The organism is Variovorax sp. SRS16, assembly GCF_901827165.1.
Lineage (GTDB): Bacteria > Pseudomonadota > Gammaproteobacteria > Burkholderiales > Burkholderiaceae_C > Variovorax.
This window is the reverse complement of record NZ_LR594666.1, coordinates 666,879-680,337: the sequence shown is the minus strand read 5'-3', so window position 1 is coordinate 680,337 and position 13,459 is coordinate 666,879. Positions and strand designations below refer to the sequence as shown.

Sequence of the window (13,459 nt, the reverse complement as noted above, 5' to 3'; positions counted from 1 at the left end):
GACTATTCGCTCGCCTTGAAGCCGGAAATCTTCACCGCCTCGGCCCAGCGCTTCGAGTCGGCCCGCTCGAACTGCGTGAACTCCTGCGGCGTGGACGGCAGCGGCTCGAAGTCGAAGACCTTCCACTTCTCCCGGATCTCGGGCGTGCGCAGGATCTTCACGAACTCGGTGTTGAGCCGGCCGATCGCCGCATCGGGCGTGGCCGCGGGCGCGACGATCGCGGCCCAGATGTAGATGTCGAGGTCCGGATAGCCCTGCTCGCGGAAGGTCGCGACCTGCGGCAGCTGCGGCGAGCGCTGCGGACTGGTGACGGCCAGCACCTTGACCTTGCCCGCATCCACATGCGGCTTGACGGCCTGCAGCGGCAGGAAGGCCGCATCGACCTCGCCGCCGACCAGGTTGGTCACCGCCGGCGGCGTGCCGTTGAAGGGCACGTGGAGCATGTCGATGCCCGCGCGCTGGTTCAGGATCACGCCCGCGAAATGCGAGGAGTTGCCGGCGGTGAACGAGGCGAAGGACACCTTGCCCGGCCGCGACCTGGTCCAGGCGACGAACTCCTTGATGTTGTTCGCGGGCACCTTGTTGTTGACCGCCATCACCATCGAGGCGCCGAGGAAATTGGTGACCGGGCGGAAGTTCTTCTCGGGGTCGTAGGGCAGCTTCGAGAAGGTGTGCGGATTGATGGTGAACATGCTGGTGTTGGCCAGCAGCAGCGTGTAGCCGTCGGCCGGCGCCGCCATCACGTTCTGCGCGGCGATGATGCCGGAGCCGCCCGGCCGGTTGTCGATCAGGAGCGGCTGTCCGGTGTTCTTGTCGAACACCTCGGCCACCTGGCGCAGCGCGGTGTCGAGCGTGTTGCCCGCCGCGAAGGGCACGACGATGCGCACCGGCTTGTCGGGAAAGCTGCCCTGGGCCTGCGCGCGGGCGATGGGCAGGCTGCCCAGCAGCGCGAGCGCGCCGAGCTGCCGGAAGGTGTCGCGTCGGTTCATCATGGTGTGTCTCCTTGGGTCATGTCGAGCAGCGATGCGAGCAGCGCGGCCACGCGCGCGGGCTGCTCGATCGGCGTCATGTGGCCGGCGTCATCGATCCATTCGAGGCGCGCGGCAGGCATCAGCGCGGCCAGTTCCTCCGACAGCGCCGGCGGCGTGATGCGGTCGTTGCGCCCGCACATGACGAGCGTCGGAAGACGCAGCGCTGCGAGCGCCGCGCGATGGTCCGCGCGCGCGACGATGGCGCGGTTCTGCCGGATCGCGGCCTCGGCGCCGATCTCGCGCAGCAGCGCGCGCATCGCGGCCATGAAGTCCTCGTCGCCATGGCGCGCGGGATCGGTGGCGAACTGCGAGATGCCGGCGCTCACCTTGTCGAAGTCGCGTTCGATCGCGGCGATGGTCTTCTCGCGCAGGGCGGCGCCTTCCGCGCTCTCGGGCCGGCACGAACTGTCGAGCAGGCCGAGCGCGCGCACCGGCCGGCCGCCGCGCGCCAGCATCTCGAGCGCGACATAGCCGCCCATCGAGAAGCCGCAGAGCGCGACCGGCACATGGTCGGGCACGTCGGCGATGCGCGCCCAGGCATCGCGCGCCATCGCGGCGATGCTGTCCTGCGTCTGCACGTCGGCGATGCGGATTTCGGCGCGGCCTTCGAGCAGCGGCGTCACGCGGCGCCAGACCGCGGCCGTGTTGAGCATGCCCGGGATCAGCAGCAGCACCGGCTTCATGCGGCCGCCTTCGCCTTCGCCGTCGCGGCGAGCGTGCGCGCGCGGTCGCGCAGCTCGCGCTTGAGGATCTTGCCCACCGGGTTGCGCGGCAGTTCGGCCAGCGGCAGCAGGTACTCGGGCAGCTTGTAGACCGCCACGCGCTTGTGCTCGCGCAGGAAGGCCGTGATCGCGTCGAGCGTGACGGCCGGCGCGCCTTCGGCCGCGACGATGCAGGCGCACAGCTTCTCGCCCAGCAGCGCATCGGGCACGCCGACCACGGCCGCCTCGCGCACGCCGGGGCAGGCCATCAGCAGGTTCTCGATTTCTTCCGAGGAGATGTTCACGCCGCCGCGGATCACCAGGTCCTTCGAGCGGCCGACGTAGTGGTAGTACTGCGCGCGGTCGCCGGCGATCTCGAACAGGTCGCCGGTCTTGTAGAAGCCCTGTGCGTCGAAGGCGCGGCGGCTCAGTTCGGGCGCGTTGTAGTAGCCGCTGAAGATGGTCGGGCCGTCGAAGCGGATCTCGCCGGGCCGGCCGGTCTCCTCGATGTCCTCGCCGGTCTCGGTGTCGACCAGGCGCGTGCGGATCTTGCGCGTGGTCGAGATGCTCCACGCGTGCCCCGGCACGCCGGCGCGCGGAAAGAACTGGGCGCGCAGCCCGGGGTCGGGGATGTCGACGTGGTTGCCCGACAGCGCCGCGCCCTCGTTGGAGCCGAAGTAGTTGACGATCTGCACGCCGTGCTTCTCGGCGAAGCCGCGCACCATCCAGTCCGACAGCGGCGCCGAGCCCGAGCCGATGCGCGCGAGGCGCGCGAAGTCGATGCCGGCGAGCAGCGCGTCGTTCTGCAGCAGCATGTTGAGGATCGCCGGCGGCGCCACCGTGTAGTCGATGCGCTCCTCGCGCAGTTGCTGCAGGAAGATGGGCAGCGCGAAGGGCTGGTGCTGCACCACCGTGCCGCCCAGCACCAGCCAGGCCGCCATGGCGGTGGAGAAGCCCGCCATGTTGACCAGCGGAAACGGATTGAGCAGGCGCGCATGCGGCCGGATCTCGCCGGCCTCGATGATCGAGGGCGCGATCACCAGCCACTCGTTGTGGCTGCGCGGCACGCCCTTCGGCGTCGCCTCGGTGCCGGAGGTCCAGCAGATGGTGAGCACGTCGTTGGCCGTCACGGCCGCCTCACGCTCGGCCTGCGCGAGGCGTTCGAGGTCGGGCGCGGCGCGCAGCCGCGCGGCGACGTCGACCACGCCATCGTCCACGGTGTCGCCCCAGGCCAGCACCACGCGCAGCGAAGGATGCGCGGCGCGCAGCTCCGCGAACATGCGCGCCGCCGCGTGGCCGCCGGCCGGCTTGCCGATGCGCGAGAAGCTCACCGCCGCGACGGCGCGCGTGATCTCGAGGATGTGCGCCAGCTCGTGCTCGCGGTACTGGATCGGCACCGGTGTCACCACGATGCCCAGGCGCGCGCAGGCCAGGTAGACGACGAACTGCTCGACGCCGTTGGGCATCTGCACCACCACCACCTCGTCGCGCCGGATGCCGGCCGCGCACAGCAGCAGCGCGAAGCGGTCGACCTCGTCGCCGAGCTGCGCCCAGGTGAGCCGGCGCGGCGCGCCATGCGCGAAGTCGGCGCGGTTCGGCGCATCGACCACGGCCTCGTCATCGGGCCGCTCGCGCCGGTGGCGCGCGAACAGCGAGCCCATGGTTTCGCTGCCCCACCAGCCGCGCGCGGTGTAGGCGTCGATCTTGTCTTGCGGGACCAGGATCATCAGTAGCCTCGTGCGAGGCGCTCGCCGCTGACCCAGGTGGCATGGAAGCCGTTCGGGACGCGGTGCGGCAGGCGGATGCGCGCGACCGGGCCTTTCGCGATGTCGCTCGCATCGAACACCGTGACGAAGGAGGCCTTCTTCTCGTCGTCCCACAGGAAGCCGACCAGGTAGCCGTCGTCCTCGGCCTGCCAGCGGTCCTTCGGCGCGAAGGGCGCCTCGCTGAACCACTTGTGCACGCCCTCGTGGTAGCTGGTGCTGATGCCGCGCTCGAGGTCCTGCCGCACGAAGCCGCAGAAGCGCGGATCCTCGGCGCGGTTGCTGCGGCCCATCAGCACGTTCCATGCGTAGCGCGTCTTGTGCCCCTGCATCCACGAGTTGATGACCGGGAACTCCTGGTTGACGATGTCGTCGAGCACGCGCTCGCGCGTCTGGCCGGTGCGCAGGTTGAAGCGCCACTCGCAGAACATGAAGTCGTGCTCGAGGTTGGCCAGCATCTTCGGGAAGCGATCGACCTCGACGTTGCCGCGCCAGTCGCGCGGCAGCCGGAAGGGCGTGCCGGTCATGACGATCTCGGTGCCGCCGCGGCCGTCGTCCTCTTCCCACGCATTCGACACGTGGTACATGTAGGTCGGGCTGGCCTCGAACCAGCGGATCTGCTCGGGCGTGCCGTGGCGCGGAATGACGCCGAAGCGCGCGGGCAGCGTGTGATGGAACTTGAGCTTGTGCCGGCCGGCCGCGAGGGCGTCCATGTCGTAGAACAGCGGCAGGTCGTGCACCACGGTGTAGTTGGGCGTGATCGCCATGTCGTGCGGCAGGCGCGGGCCGGGCAGCTGCACCGGCATGAAGGTCTGCAGCGCGCCGTGGCGGTCCATCACGCCGTAGTGCATGTAGGGCGCTTCCTTGCCGTAGGCGAAGAACAGGAATTCGCCGGTGCGCTCGTCGACCTTCGAATGCGCCGACACCGGCAGGCCCTTCATGCGCGGATCGAACTCGAGCTTGCCGAGCGTCGAGAGGTCGTCGGGGCTGCAGCGGTAGACCGAGCCGCCGAGATACCACATCGACACCAGGTTGCCGCCGTAGAACTTGACGTCGGTGTTCGAGGTGTTCTTCACCGGCATGTCGGGCCGGTCCTTGCGCGGCGGGTCCTTGATGCCCTGCCACAGCGCGCTGCCGGCCGCGAGCTCTTCCTGCAGGCTGTCGGTCATGACCCAGCGGTTGAGGTACTGCACGCGGCCGCCCTCGAAGCGCACCGCATGCAGCATGCCGTCGCCGTCGAACCAGTGGTAGCGGCCCGGCGCCTCGAAGCGGCGGTTCGGACCGTTGCGCACGTGCATGCCGGTCAGGTCCTTCGGCACCTCGCCCTCGATGTCGGTGAGGTCCATCGTGAATTCGCGCTCGATCGGCGCGAAGCCGCCGGTCAGCACCGGAATGTCGTTGTGTCCCATGCGTGTCTCCTTCAAGGCGTTGAGGTGTCGGGCGCCGCGGGCCGGCGCGATTGCGAGATGCGAAAGCGCCCGGCAACGAAGGCGAGGTCGGTCAGGCTCGCGTTGCCGGCGGGATTGAGGCCGGTGACGTGGTAGTCGCTGTAGGCGGCCGCGAAGTTGAGCGGCATCGGCCCGGTGAGGTTGATGGTGAGCTGCGCGCCGGCCTTCGCGTAGGCCGCTTCGGCGGACGCGACGTACGCCTCGTCGGTCGAGTAGAGAAAGGCCGTGAGGCCGCCGAACTGCTTCACGTCGTGCACGGCCTGCGCGAGCGCATCGGCCGCGTCGTCGCAGGCGATCACGAAGCTGATCGGGCCGAAGCGCTCGGCGCCGTAGAGATCGCGCTCGGCCTTGCCGACCTTGAGCATCAGCGGCGTGCTGGTGCGCGCGTCGGGAAACTCGGGATGCAGGTAGCGCTTCGGCCGCAGCAGGACCTGGCCGCGCTGTTCGCCCTCCTGGGTCATCTGCGCCAGCAGCGCAAGCGTCTGCGGTGACTGCAGCGTCGCGAGGATCATCGCGGCCTTCTTCGCATCGCCGGTCAGCGCGGCCACCGCATCGGCCAGCCGGCGCGCGACCGCGTCGAAGGCCACCACGCCCCGGGGCGTGCGCACGCCCTGCGCCGGCACGTAGATGTTCTGCGGGCTGGTGCACATCTGGGCGCTGAACATGCACAGCGTGGTGGCCAGGCTGCGCAGCGCGGCATCGAGGTCGTCGACCGATTCGAGCACCACCGTGTTGCAGCCCGCGGTCTCGGTGAAGACCAGCGCCGGATGCGCGTTGCGCTCGACCCACTGGCCGAAGGCGACGCTGCCGGTGAAGTCGACGATCGCGGTCTTCGGATGCTGCACCAGCCGCTTGCCGATCGCTTCTGCCGAGGTGTCGAGCGCCAGCGTGACGAGGTTGGGATCGAAGCCCGCGGCGGCCAGCACGCGGCGGAACGCGCGCACCGAGATCGCCATCGGCAGCACCGTGGCCGGATGCGGCTTGACGATCACCGCGTTGCCGGTGGCCAGGCTCGCGAGCATCGAGGGCCAGGCGTTCCAGGTCGGAAAGCTGGCGCAGCTGAAGCACACGGCGACGCCGCGCGGCACCAGGCGGTAGGTCTTGTCGAGCGCGATCCGCGCGCTGCCGAAGGCGCGCTCCCAGCGGGCCGTGGGCGCGATGGCGTCCATCGCCTGCTTCGCATGGACCAGGGCCTCGATGCCGCGGTCGAGCGCGTTGACGCCCGAGCCCGCGTAGGCCATGTTGAAGCTCTGGCCGGCGGTGTGCATCACCGCGTGCGCGATCTCGAACAGGTGCTCGCGATAGACCGTGTCGAGCGCTTCCATCAGCACGCCGATGCGGGTGTCGATGGAGGCCGCGGCCCAGTCGTCGATCGCGGCTTCGGCGGCATCGAACAGCGCGTTGATGTCGGCCTGCGGATAGCGGATGCGAAGCGCCTGTTGCGTATACGGCGAGATCTCCTCGCCGGCTTCGCCGACGGCGCCCGGCTGGTCGAGCGCGAAGCGCTGGCCGAGGTGCGCGCGGAACGCCGCGGCACCGTCGGCCTGGGCCTGCGCCGCATTCGGGTACTTGGCGGGCAGCTCCGGGTACGGACTCCAGCAGTGCCGTTCGCGGCAAGCCAGCGCGGCGCGCTCGAAGGTGGCGCGATGGCGCTCGAACAGCGTGCTGGTCGCGGCGTCTTTCAGCACCGCGCTCATGATGTCGCCCCCTGCGCGCAGCGCGCCCAGATCAGGCGATGGTGGCGCGCCACCGCACTGCCCGGCACGGTGTCGGAGGCCGACAGCGTGAGCCGGCCCTCGGTGTCGAAATGCATGTCGCGCACCTGCTGCGTGCCGACGAAGTTCGGATTGAGCGACTGCGTGACGCTGTGCACCACCTGCTGGCGGCCGGGCTCGCCGCGGACTTCGTAGCGCCCGGCGTACTGGAAGAAGCTGCCGAAGGCCGCGAGCCGCTCGGATTCCGGCGCGCTGCGCATGCTCTCGCTGGACAGCGGCGGCCGGCCGGCGCGCGCGATGCAGGCGTTCATCCAGCCGTCGTGGCTGTAGAGGATCAGGCCGGTCGCCGCTTCGCCGAAGGGCAGCGTGGCCGGTCGCCCGTCGCCATAGGCGATCTCCCAGCGAACGAGTTGCCAGGTGCCCATCAGGGGGTTGTCGCGAGCCGCCACGCCGTCTCCTTTTCACTTTCTTAATTGAACTTAGTTTAGGCCGCTTGCCGATCTCCTGCAACAGGGCCGACCCGCGACAATGTCGCCGTGGTGTCACCTCCTTCCTTTTCTCCCGACGAACCGGCGCATGCCGGCCATCCCTACGAATCGCTCACGCCCGACGTGGTGCTGGACGCGCTCGCCACACTCGGCCTGCACGGCGACGGCCGGCTGATGGCGCTCAACTCCTACGAGAACCGCGTCTACCAGGTCTACCTGGAGGACCGCAGAGCCGTGGTGGTGAAGTTCTATCGCCCCGGGCGCTGGAGCGATGCGGAGATCCTCGAGGAACATGGCTTCGCGCTCGAGCTCGCTGCCGCCGAGGTGCCCGCGGTGGCGCCGCTCGTGGTCGAGGGCAACACGCTGCACCGGCATGGCGGCTTCGGCTTCAGCGTCAGCCCCTACCGCGGCGGGCGCGCACCGGAGCTGGACGACTTCGAGGTGCTCGAATGGGTCGGCCGCTTCCTCGCGCGCATCCACGCCGTCGGTGCGCAGACGCCTTTCGCGGCGCGGCCGGCGCTCGACCTGCAGAGCTTCGGCATCGCCTCGCGCGACTGGCTGCTGGGCCACGAGCGGGTGCCGCTCGATGTGCAGCGCGAATGGGAGACGGCCTGCAACGCGGCGCTGGACATGATCGCCGCGACCGCCCTCTCGCCCACCCACGCGAGCGACAGCGAGACGCCGGCGCGCAAGATCCGGCTGCACGGCGACGTGCATCCCGGCAACATCCTCTGGACGCCGACCGATCGCCCCGACGGCGGCCCGCACTTCGTCGACCTCGACGACGCGCGCACCGGCTTCGCGGTGCAGGACCTGTGGATGCTGCTGTCGGGCGACCGCACACAGCGCACCGCGCAGCTGAGCGGCCTGCTCGACGGCTACGAGCAGTTCCGCGACTTCGACCGGCGCGAACTCGCGCTGATCGAGCCGCTGCGCACGCTGCGCCTGATCCACTACAGCGCCTGGCTGGCGCGGCGCTGGGAAGACCCGATCTTCCCGATCAACTTCCCGTGGTTCGGATCGAGCGACTACTGGAAAGGGCAGATCCAGATGCTGCAGGACCAGTGCGAGGCGATGGCGGAAGCGCCGCTGTACGCCTGACGGCGGTTCAGTCGCGATCGATCGCGATGCCCGCGCACAGCGCGAAGCCGAGCAGGTAGAGCAGCCAGGTCTGCGGCACCACGTAGGGATAGAGCATCAGCGCGAGGCCGAGCCACCGGGTGCGCGGCCGGCCGACGCGCTTGCCGTAGCGCCAGGCCACGATGCCCGCGATGCCGAACAGGAGGGTGCCGGCGATGTAGGCCGGGCTCGGCAGCGAGATGCCGAGGGTCTGCAGGGCTTCCAGGTTGTCCATGTCGTTCGGGTGCTTCGGCGGCGGATTGTCGCTCAGGGCCGGCCGCGCACATCGCGCAGGAAGCCCTGCACCACCGCATTGACCGGACCCTCGCGCCAGACGCCGTAGGTGTCCGAGCGCGCCACCTCTTCCTCGAGCGGACGGAACACCGCGCCGCGCAGCGCCGCATGGCGCAGCGCGCTGGGCACCAGTGCGACGCCCATGCCCTGCGACACCAGCGACACCACCGACAGCCAGTGGCGCACCTCATGGCGCACCTCGGGCCGGAAGCCGGCGCCGGCGCAGATCGCGAGGATGCGCTCGTGGTAGTCGGGCGAGGCGCTGCGCGAGAACAGCACGAAGGGCTCGCCCTGCAGGCTGGCCACCGCCACCGTGCGCCGCCGCGCCAGCTTGTGGCCGACCGGCAGGCAGGCCACGAAGGCCTCGGACACCAGCAGCGCATGGCACAGCTCGGCCGGCATGCGGCTGGTGTGCACGAAGCCGAGGTCCAGGCGGTCGTGCAGCAGTTCGGCGATCTGCTCGCCGGAGTTGAGTTCGGCCAGCGTGACGCGCACCGCCGGATGCCTGGCCTGGAACTTGCGCAGCGCCTGCGGCAGCCCGCGGTAGAGCATCGCGCCGACGAAGCCGATGCGCAGCCGGCCGGCCGCGCCCTGCGAGACGTCGCGCGCCTCCAGCGCGGCCTCTTCGGCCTGCTTCAGCAGCAGGCGCGCCGAACTCTGCAGCGCCTCGCCGGCGGGCGTCAGCCGCACCTCCTTGCTGTTGCGCTCGAACAGCCGCGCGCGCACCGACTCCTCGAGCTGGCGGATGGCCACGCTCAGCGGCGGCTGCGAGATCGAAAGACGGCGCGCGGCGCGGCCGAAATGCAGCTCCTCGGCCAGCACGACGAAATAGCGCAGGTGACGCAGTTCCATGCCGTTCTCCATCGATAGCCAGATCGGATCGACCCAGTGTTATTCGATATTAGACAAGAATCATCGAGCGATTGAAGAATACGGCGACAAGGAGACCAGAGACATGACCAGCACCGCTTCGCCCACGGCCGACACCGCCGTCCATCCCGTGCCCGACCGTCACGGGCAGAACCTCTACGCCACCGACGGCGAGCTGCAGCGGCTGCTGGCGCTCTACCTGCCGCCTGAACTGCTGCGCCACATGCAGCCGCACTTCGAACGCCTGGGCGCGCTGGCCGGCGGCCCGCTCGACGAGCTCGCACACACGGCCGACTGCAACCCGCCGACGCTGTCGCTGCGCACGCGCACCGGCATCGACGACCAGCGCGTGATCAAGCACCCGGCTTACGTCGAGATGGAGCGCCTCGCGCTGAGCGAATTCGGCCTGGCCGCGATGTCGCACCGCGACGAGACCCTCGGCTGGAAGGGCAAGATGCCGCCGCTGGTCAAGTACGTGCTGACCTACCTCTTCGTGCAGGCCGAGTTCGGCCTGTGCTGCCCCGTGTCGATGACCGATTCGCTGGCGCGCACGCTGAAGAAGTTCGGCAGCCAGGCGCTGGTGCAGCGCTTTCTGCCGCGCTTCCAGTCGCTGGACTTCGACACGCTCGCGCAGGGCGCGATGTTCATGACCGAACAGGCCGCCGGCTCCGACATCGCCGCCACGCTCACGCAAGCGGCGAAGGACGCCGACGGCCAGTGGCGCCTCTCCGGCGACAAGTGGTTCTGCTCCAATCCCGACGCCGACTTCGCGATGGTGCTCGCACGCGTGGAGGGCGATCCGGCCGGCATGAAGGGCGTGTCGCTGTTCCTGCTGCCGCGCGAGCTCGACGACGGCACGCACAATCACTACCGCATCATCCGCCTCAAGGACAAGCTGGGCACACGCTCGATGGCCAGCGGCGAAATCCGGCTCGAAGGCGCCATCGCCTACCTGATCGGCGAACAGGGACGCGGCTTCGTGCAGATGGCCGACATGGTCAACAACTCCCGCCTCTCCAACGGCGTGCGCGCGGCGGGCCTGATGCGCCGCGCCTGTGCCGAGGCCGAGTACATCGCCGATGAGCGCCGTGCTTTCGGCAAGCGGCTTTCCGACATGCCGCTGATGCAGAAGCAATTGACCAAGCTGCGCCTGCCGGCCGAGCAGGCGCGCACCATGGTGTTCCAGACCGCGCTCGCGCTGGCGCGTTCCGACGGCGGCGATGCGTCCGCCTATCCGCTGCTGCGCATCCTCACGCCGCTCATCAAGTTCCGCGCCTGCCGCGATGCGCGCAAGGTGACCGGCGACGCGATGGAAGTGCGCGGCGGCTGCGGCTACATCGAGGAATGGGCCGACCCGCGCCTGGTGCGCGACGCGCACCTCGGATCGATCTGGGAAGGCACCAGCAACATCGTCGCGCTGGACGTGATCCGCGCGGTGAAGCGCGAAGCCTCGCTGCCCGCGCTGCAGGCGCACTTCGGCGCGCTGCTCGACGAAGCGGCACTGGCGCCTGCCTTCGCGACCGCGCTGCGCGACGCACTCGCGCGCGCGTCGGCATTGGCCGGCACCGCGGCGCAGGAAGGCGGCGACGTGATCGCGCGCCAGGCCGCCTCGGCGCTCTACCACACCTGCAGCGCGATCGCGATGGCATGTGAAGGCGCGCGCACCGGCTCGGCCCAGCGCATCGAATGGGCGCAAGGGGTGCTGCTGCACCGCGTGCTGCCGCGCGATCCACTGACGCCCGACACCGTGCCGGCCGGCTGGAACGCGAACACCGCTTCATCGACGCTCGCCACGGCCTGACTTTCATTCCATCGATTCACAGGAGACAAACCCCATGCGACTGCTCGCCACCCTCGTCCTCGCCTGCGCCGCGGCCCTGCCGCTGCTGCCCGCCGCGCACGCCGCGCACGCCGACACCTTCCCCGACAAGCCCATCACGCTGGTGGTCCCGTTCCCGCCGGGCGGACCGACCGATGCGATGGCGCGCACGCTCGCCGCGGAGATGAAGAACACGCTCGGGCAACCCATGATCGTGGAGAACCGCGCCGGCGCCGGCGGCAACATCGGCGCCGAGTACGTGGCCCGCGCCACGGCCGACGGGCAGACACTGCTGTTCGGCACCTCGGGGCCGCTGGCCATCAATGCCAGCCTCTACCGCAAGATCGGCTATGACCCGGTCAAGAGCTTCGCGCCGGTGATCCAGGTCGGCCATCTGCCGAACATCCTGGTGGTGCATCCCTCGGTGCCCGCGAACAACGTGAAGGAACTGGTCGCCTACGCGAAGGCGCATCCGGGCAAGCTGAGCTACGCCTCGTCCGGCAACGGCGCCTCGTCGCATCTGGCGGGCGTGCTGTTCAACTCGATGGCCGGCACCGACCTGCAGCACGTGCCCTACAAGGGCACCGGCCCCGCGCTCAACGACCTGCTGGGCGGACAGGTCAGCATGAGCTTCACCGACGTGCTCACCGCGCTGCCCTACGTGAAGGCCGGCAAGCTGCGCGCGCTGGGCGTCGCCACCGCGGCCCGCTCGCAGGCGCTGCCCGATGTGCCGACCATCGCCGAGCAGGGACTGCCCGGCTACGACGTGAGCGTGTTCTTCGGCATCGTGGCGCCGGCCGGCACGCCGGCCGACCGCATCGCGAAGCTCAACCAGGCCTTCGTCAAGGTGCTGGCCTCGCCCCGCGTCAAGCAGCTCTTCGCCACGCAGGGCCTGGAGCCGGCGCCGGCCTCGACGCCCGAACAGCTGGGCCAGTTCATCCCGGTGCAGATGCACAAGTGGGCGGCCGTGGTGAAACAATCGGGCGCCCAACTCGATTGAACTGCAGGACATCGTCATGACCCCCCCTCCCGGCACCGGCGCCCTCGCGGGCATCCGCGTCCTCGATCTCTCGCGCATCCTGGGCGGCCCTTACTGCGGCCAGGTGCTCGGCGATCACGGCGCCGACGTGCTCAAGATCGAGCCGCCGCAAGGCGACGACACGCGCACCTGGGGCCCGCCCTTCAGGGACGGCGTGGCCTCCTACTACCACGGGCTCAACCGCAACAAGCGCGTGCAGCACCTGGACCTCGGATCGGAAGAAGGCCGCGCCACGCTGATGGCGCTGCTGCCCGAGGCCGACGTGCTGATCGAGAACTTCAAGACCGGCACGATGGAGCGCTGGGGCATCGGCTACGAGCAGCTCTCGCAGCGCTTTCCGCGACTGGTGTGGTGCCGCGTCTCGGGCTTCGGTGCCGACGGCCCGCTCGGCGCCTTGCCGGGCTACGACGCGGCGGTGCAGGCGATGACCGGGATCATGAGCATCAACGGCGAAGCCGACGGCGGTCCGCTGCGCGTGGGCCTGCCGGTGGTGGACATGGTGACCGGACTGAACGCCACCATCGGCGTGCTGCTGGCGCTGCAGGAGCGCACCCGCAGCGGCCGCGGGCAGTTCATCGAGGCGGCGCTCTACGACAGCGGGCTGTCGCTGCTGCACCCGCATGCCGCCAACTGGTTCATGGACGGCGCGACGCCCAAGCGCACCGGCAATGCGCATCCCAACATCTATCCCTACGATGCGCTCGCCACCGGTACCGACCCGGTCTTCGTCGCCGTCGGCAACGATCGCCAGTTCGCGAGCTTCTGCCGCTGCATCGGCGAGCCGGCGCTGGCCGCGGATCCGATGTACCGCGATGCCCGTTCGCGCTCGGTGAACCGCGAGACGCTCAAGCCGAGGCTCGAGGCCCTGCTGGCGAACTTCGACGGCCGCGCGCTGGTCGAGACGCTGATGGCCGCCGGCGTGCCGGCTGCGCCGGTGCTGCCGGTGGACGCGGCACTCGCGCATCCGCACACCGCGCACCGCGGCATGGTGGTCGAGCTCGAGGGCGGCTACCGCGGCATCGCCTCGCCCGTCAAGCTCGGCCGCACGCCGGCCAGCTACCGGCATGCGCCGCTGACCCCCGGAAGCAAGTTCGACTGAGGCCGGCCGGCGCAGCCAGGCTCCTTCGTGAAACACCGCGGAACCGGCTTCGCCGGGCCGCCGGTGTTGCCCC

Annotated in this window: 12 protein-coding genes; 4 read left to right on the top strand and 8 right to left on the bottom strand. The window is 70.0% G+C overall.

The genetic code is table 11. The features are described from left to right. Positions 1-2: 2 nt before the first annotated feature. From E5P2_RS03335 to E5P2_RS03310, 6 genes are read right to left on the bottom strand one after another with little or no spacing between them, the layout of a single operon-like run. A complete protein-coding gene (locus E5P2_RS03335; RefSeq protein ID WP_232080561.1) occupies positions 3-992 on the bottom strand; it encodes a Bug family tripartite tricarboxylate transporter substrate binding protein in 990 nt (329 codons plus the stop codon). Continuing rightward, positions 989-1,714 carry an alpha/beta fold hydrolase gene (locus tag E5P2_RS03330; protein WP_162565739.1) on the bottom strand — a complete coding sequence of 242 codons (726 nt, stop codon included), beginning with the start codon at positions 1,712-1,714 and terminating at the stop codon, positions 989-991. The genes E5P2_RS03335 and E5P2_RS03330 overlap by 4 nt, the downstream gene beginning before the upstream one ends. Next, complete coding sequence (locus E5P2_RS03325; protein ID WP_162565738.1) at positions 1,711-3,459, bottom strand: class I adenylate-forming enzyme family protein; 1,749 nt, start codon at positions 3,457-3,459, stop codon at positions 1,711-1,713. Before E5P2_RS03325 ends, E5P2_RS03330 begins: the two co-directional genes overlap by 4 nt. Then, positions 3,459-4,904 carry a carotenoid oxygenase family protein gene (locus E5P2_RS03320; protein ID WP_162565737.1) on the bottom strand — a complete coding sequence of 482 codons (1,446 nt, stop codon included), beginning with the start codon at positions 4,902-4,904 and terminating at the stop codon, positions 3,459-3,461. Before E5P2_RS03320 ends, E5P2_RS03325 begins: the two co-directional genes overlap by 1 nt. A gap of 11 nt (positions 4,905-4,915) precedes the next feature. Then, positions 4,916-6,640: a phenylacetic acid degradation protein PaaN gene (paaN, locus tag E5P2_RS03315; protein WP_162565736.1), complete on the bottom strand. Its 1,725-nt coding sequence runs from the start codon at positions 6,638-6,640 to the stop codon at positions 4,916-4,918. Next, a complete protein-coding gene (locus E5P2_RS03310; protein ID WP_162565735.1) occupies positions 6,637-7,107 on the bottom strand; it encodes a lipocalin-like domain-containing protein in 471 nt (156 codons plus the stop codon). Before E5P2_RS03310 ends, paaN begins: the two co-directional genes overlap by 4 nt. Before the next feature lie 87 nt (positions 7,108-7,194). On the opposite strand from E5P2_RS03310, the gene E5P2_RS03305 reads away from it, so the two are divergent. Next, the gene (locus tag E5P2_RS03305) at positions 7,195-8,247 is read left to right on the top strand and encodes a serine/threonine protein kinase (protein WP_443083500.1); all 1,053 of its coding nucleotides are present in this window, start codon (positions 7,195-7,197) and stop codon (positions 8,245-8,247) included. Positions 8,248-8,254: 7 nt separating this feature from the next. On the opposite strand, the gene E5P2_RS03300 is transcribed toward E5P2_RS03305, so the two are convergent. Further along, positions 8,255-8,500: a hypothetical protein gene (locus E5P2_RS03300; protein WP_162565734.1), complete on the bottom strand. Its 246-nt coding sequence runs from the start codon at positions 8,498-8,500 to the stop codon at positions 8,255-8,257. 32 nt (positions 8,501-8,532) lie between these two features. Next, complete coding sequence (locus E5P2_RS03295) at positions 8,533-9,411, bottom strand: LysR family transcriptional regulator (RefSeq protein ID WP_162565733.1); 879 nt, start codon at positions 9,409-9,411, stop codon at positions 8,533-8,535. 103 nt (positions 9,412-9,514) lie between these two features. On the opposite strand from E5P2_RS03295, the gene E5P2_RS03290 reads away from it, so the two are divergent. From E5P2_RS03290 to E5P2_RS03280, 3 genes are read left to right on the top strand one after another with little or no spacing between them, the layout of a single operon-like run. Continuing rightward, positions 9,515-11,230 carry an acyl-CoA dehydrogenase family protein gene (locus tag E5P2_RS03290; RefSeq protein WP_162565732.1) on the top strand — a complete coding sequence of 572 codons (1,716 nt, stop codon included), beginning with the start codon at positions 9,515-9,517 and terminating at the stop codon, positions 11,228-11,230. Between the two features lie 34 nt (positions 11,231-11,264). Further along, positions 11,265-12,248 carry a Bug family tripartite tricarboxylate transporter substrate binding protein gene (locus E5P2_RS03285; RefSeq protein ID WP_162565731.1) on the top strand — a complete coding sequence of 328 codons (984 nt, stop codon included), beginning with the start codon at positions 11,265-11,267 and terminating at the stop codon, positions 12,246-12,248. Positions 12,249-12,264: 16 nt separating this feature from the next. Then, on the top strand, positions 12,265-13,386 hold the full coding sequence (locus E5P2_RS03280; protein WP_162565730.1) for a CaiB/BaiF CoA transferase family protein: 1,122 nt from the start codon (positions 12,265-12,267) through the stop codon (positions 13,384-13,386). The last annotated feature ends 73 nt before the right edge of the window (positions 13,387-13,459 follow it).

Excerpts from the sequence above, each read along its gene's own strand:
- E5P2_RS03335 (WP_232080561.1), bottom strand. The coding sequence starts at position 992 with ATGATGAACCGACGCGACACCTTCCGGCAGCTCGGCGCGCTCGCGCTG.
- E5P2_RS03330 (WP_162565739.1), bottom strand. The coding sequence starts at position 1,714 with ATGAAGCCGGTGCTGCTGCTGATCCCGGGCATGCTCAACACGGCCGCG.
- E5P2_RS03325 (WP_162565738.1), bottom strand. The coding sequence starts at position 3,459 with ATGATCCTGGTCCCGCAAGACAAGATCGACGCCTACACCGCGCGCGGC.
- E5P2_RS03320 (WP_162565737.1), bottom strand. The coding sequence starts at position 4,904 with ATGGGACACAACGACATTCCGGTGCTGACCGGCGGCTTCGCGCCGATC.
- paaN (WP_162565736.1), bottom strand. The coding sequence starts at position 6,640 with ATGAGCGCGGTGCTGAAAGACGCCGCGACCAGCACGCTGTTCGAGCGC.
- E5P2_RS03300 (WP_162565734.1), bottom strand. The coding sequence starts at position 8,500 with ATGGACAACCTGGAAGCCCTGCAGACCCTCGGCATCTCGCTGCCGAGC.
- E5P2_RS03295 (WP_162565733.1), bottom strand. The coding sequence starts at position 9,411 with ATGGAACTGCGTCACCTGCGCTATTTCGTCGTGCTGGCCGAGGAGCTG.
- E5P2_RS03290 (WP_162565732.1), top strand. The coding sequence starts at position 9,515 with ATGACCAGCACCGCTTCGCCCACGGCCGACACCGCCGTCCATCCCGTG.
- E5P2_RS03285 (WP_162565731.1), top strand. The coding sequence starts at position 11,265 with ATGCGACTGCTCGCCACCCTCGTCCTCGCCTGCGCCGCGGCCCTGCCG.
- E5P2_RS03280 (WP_162565730.1), top strand. The coding sequence starts at position 12,265 with ATGACCCCCCCTCCCGGCACCGGCGCCCTCGCGGGCATCCGCGTCCTC.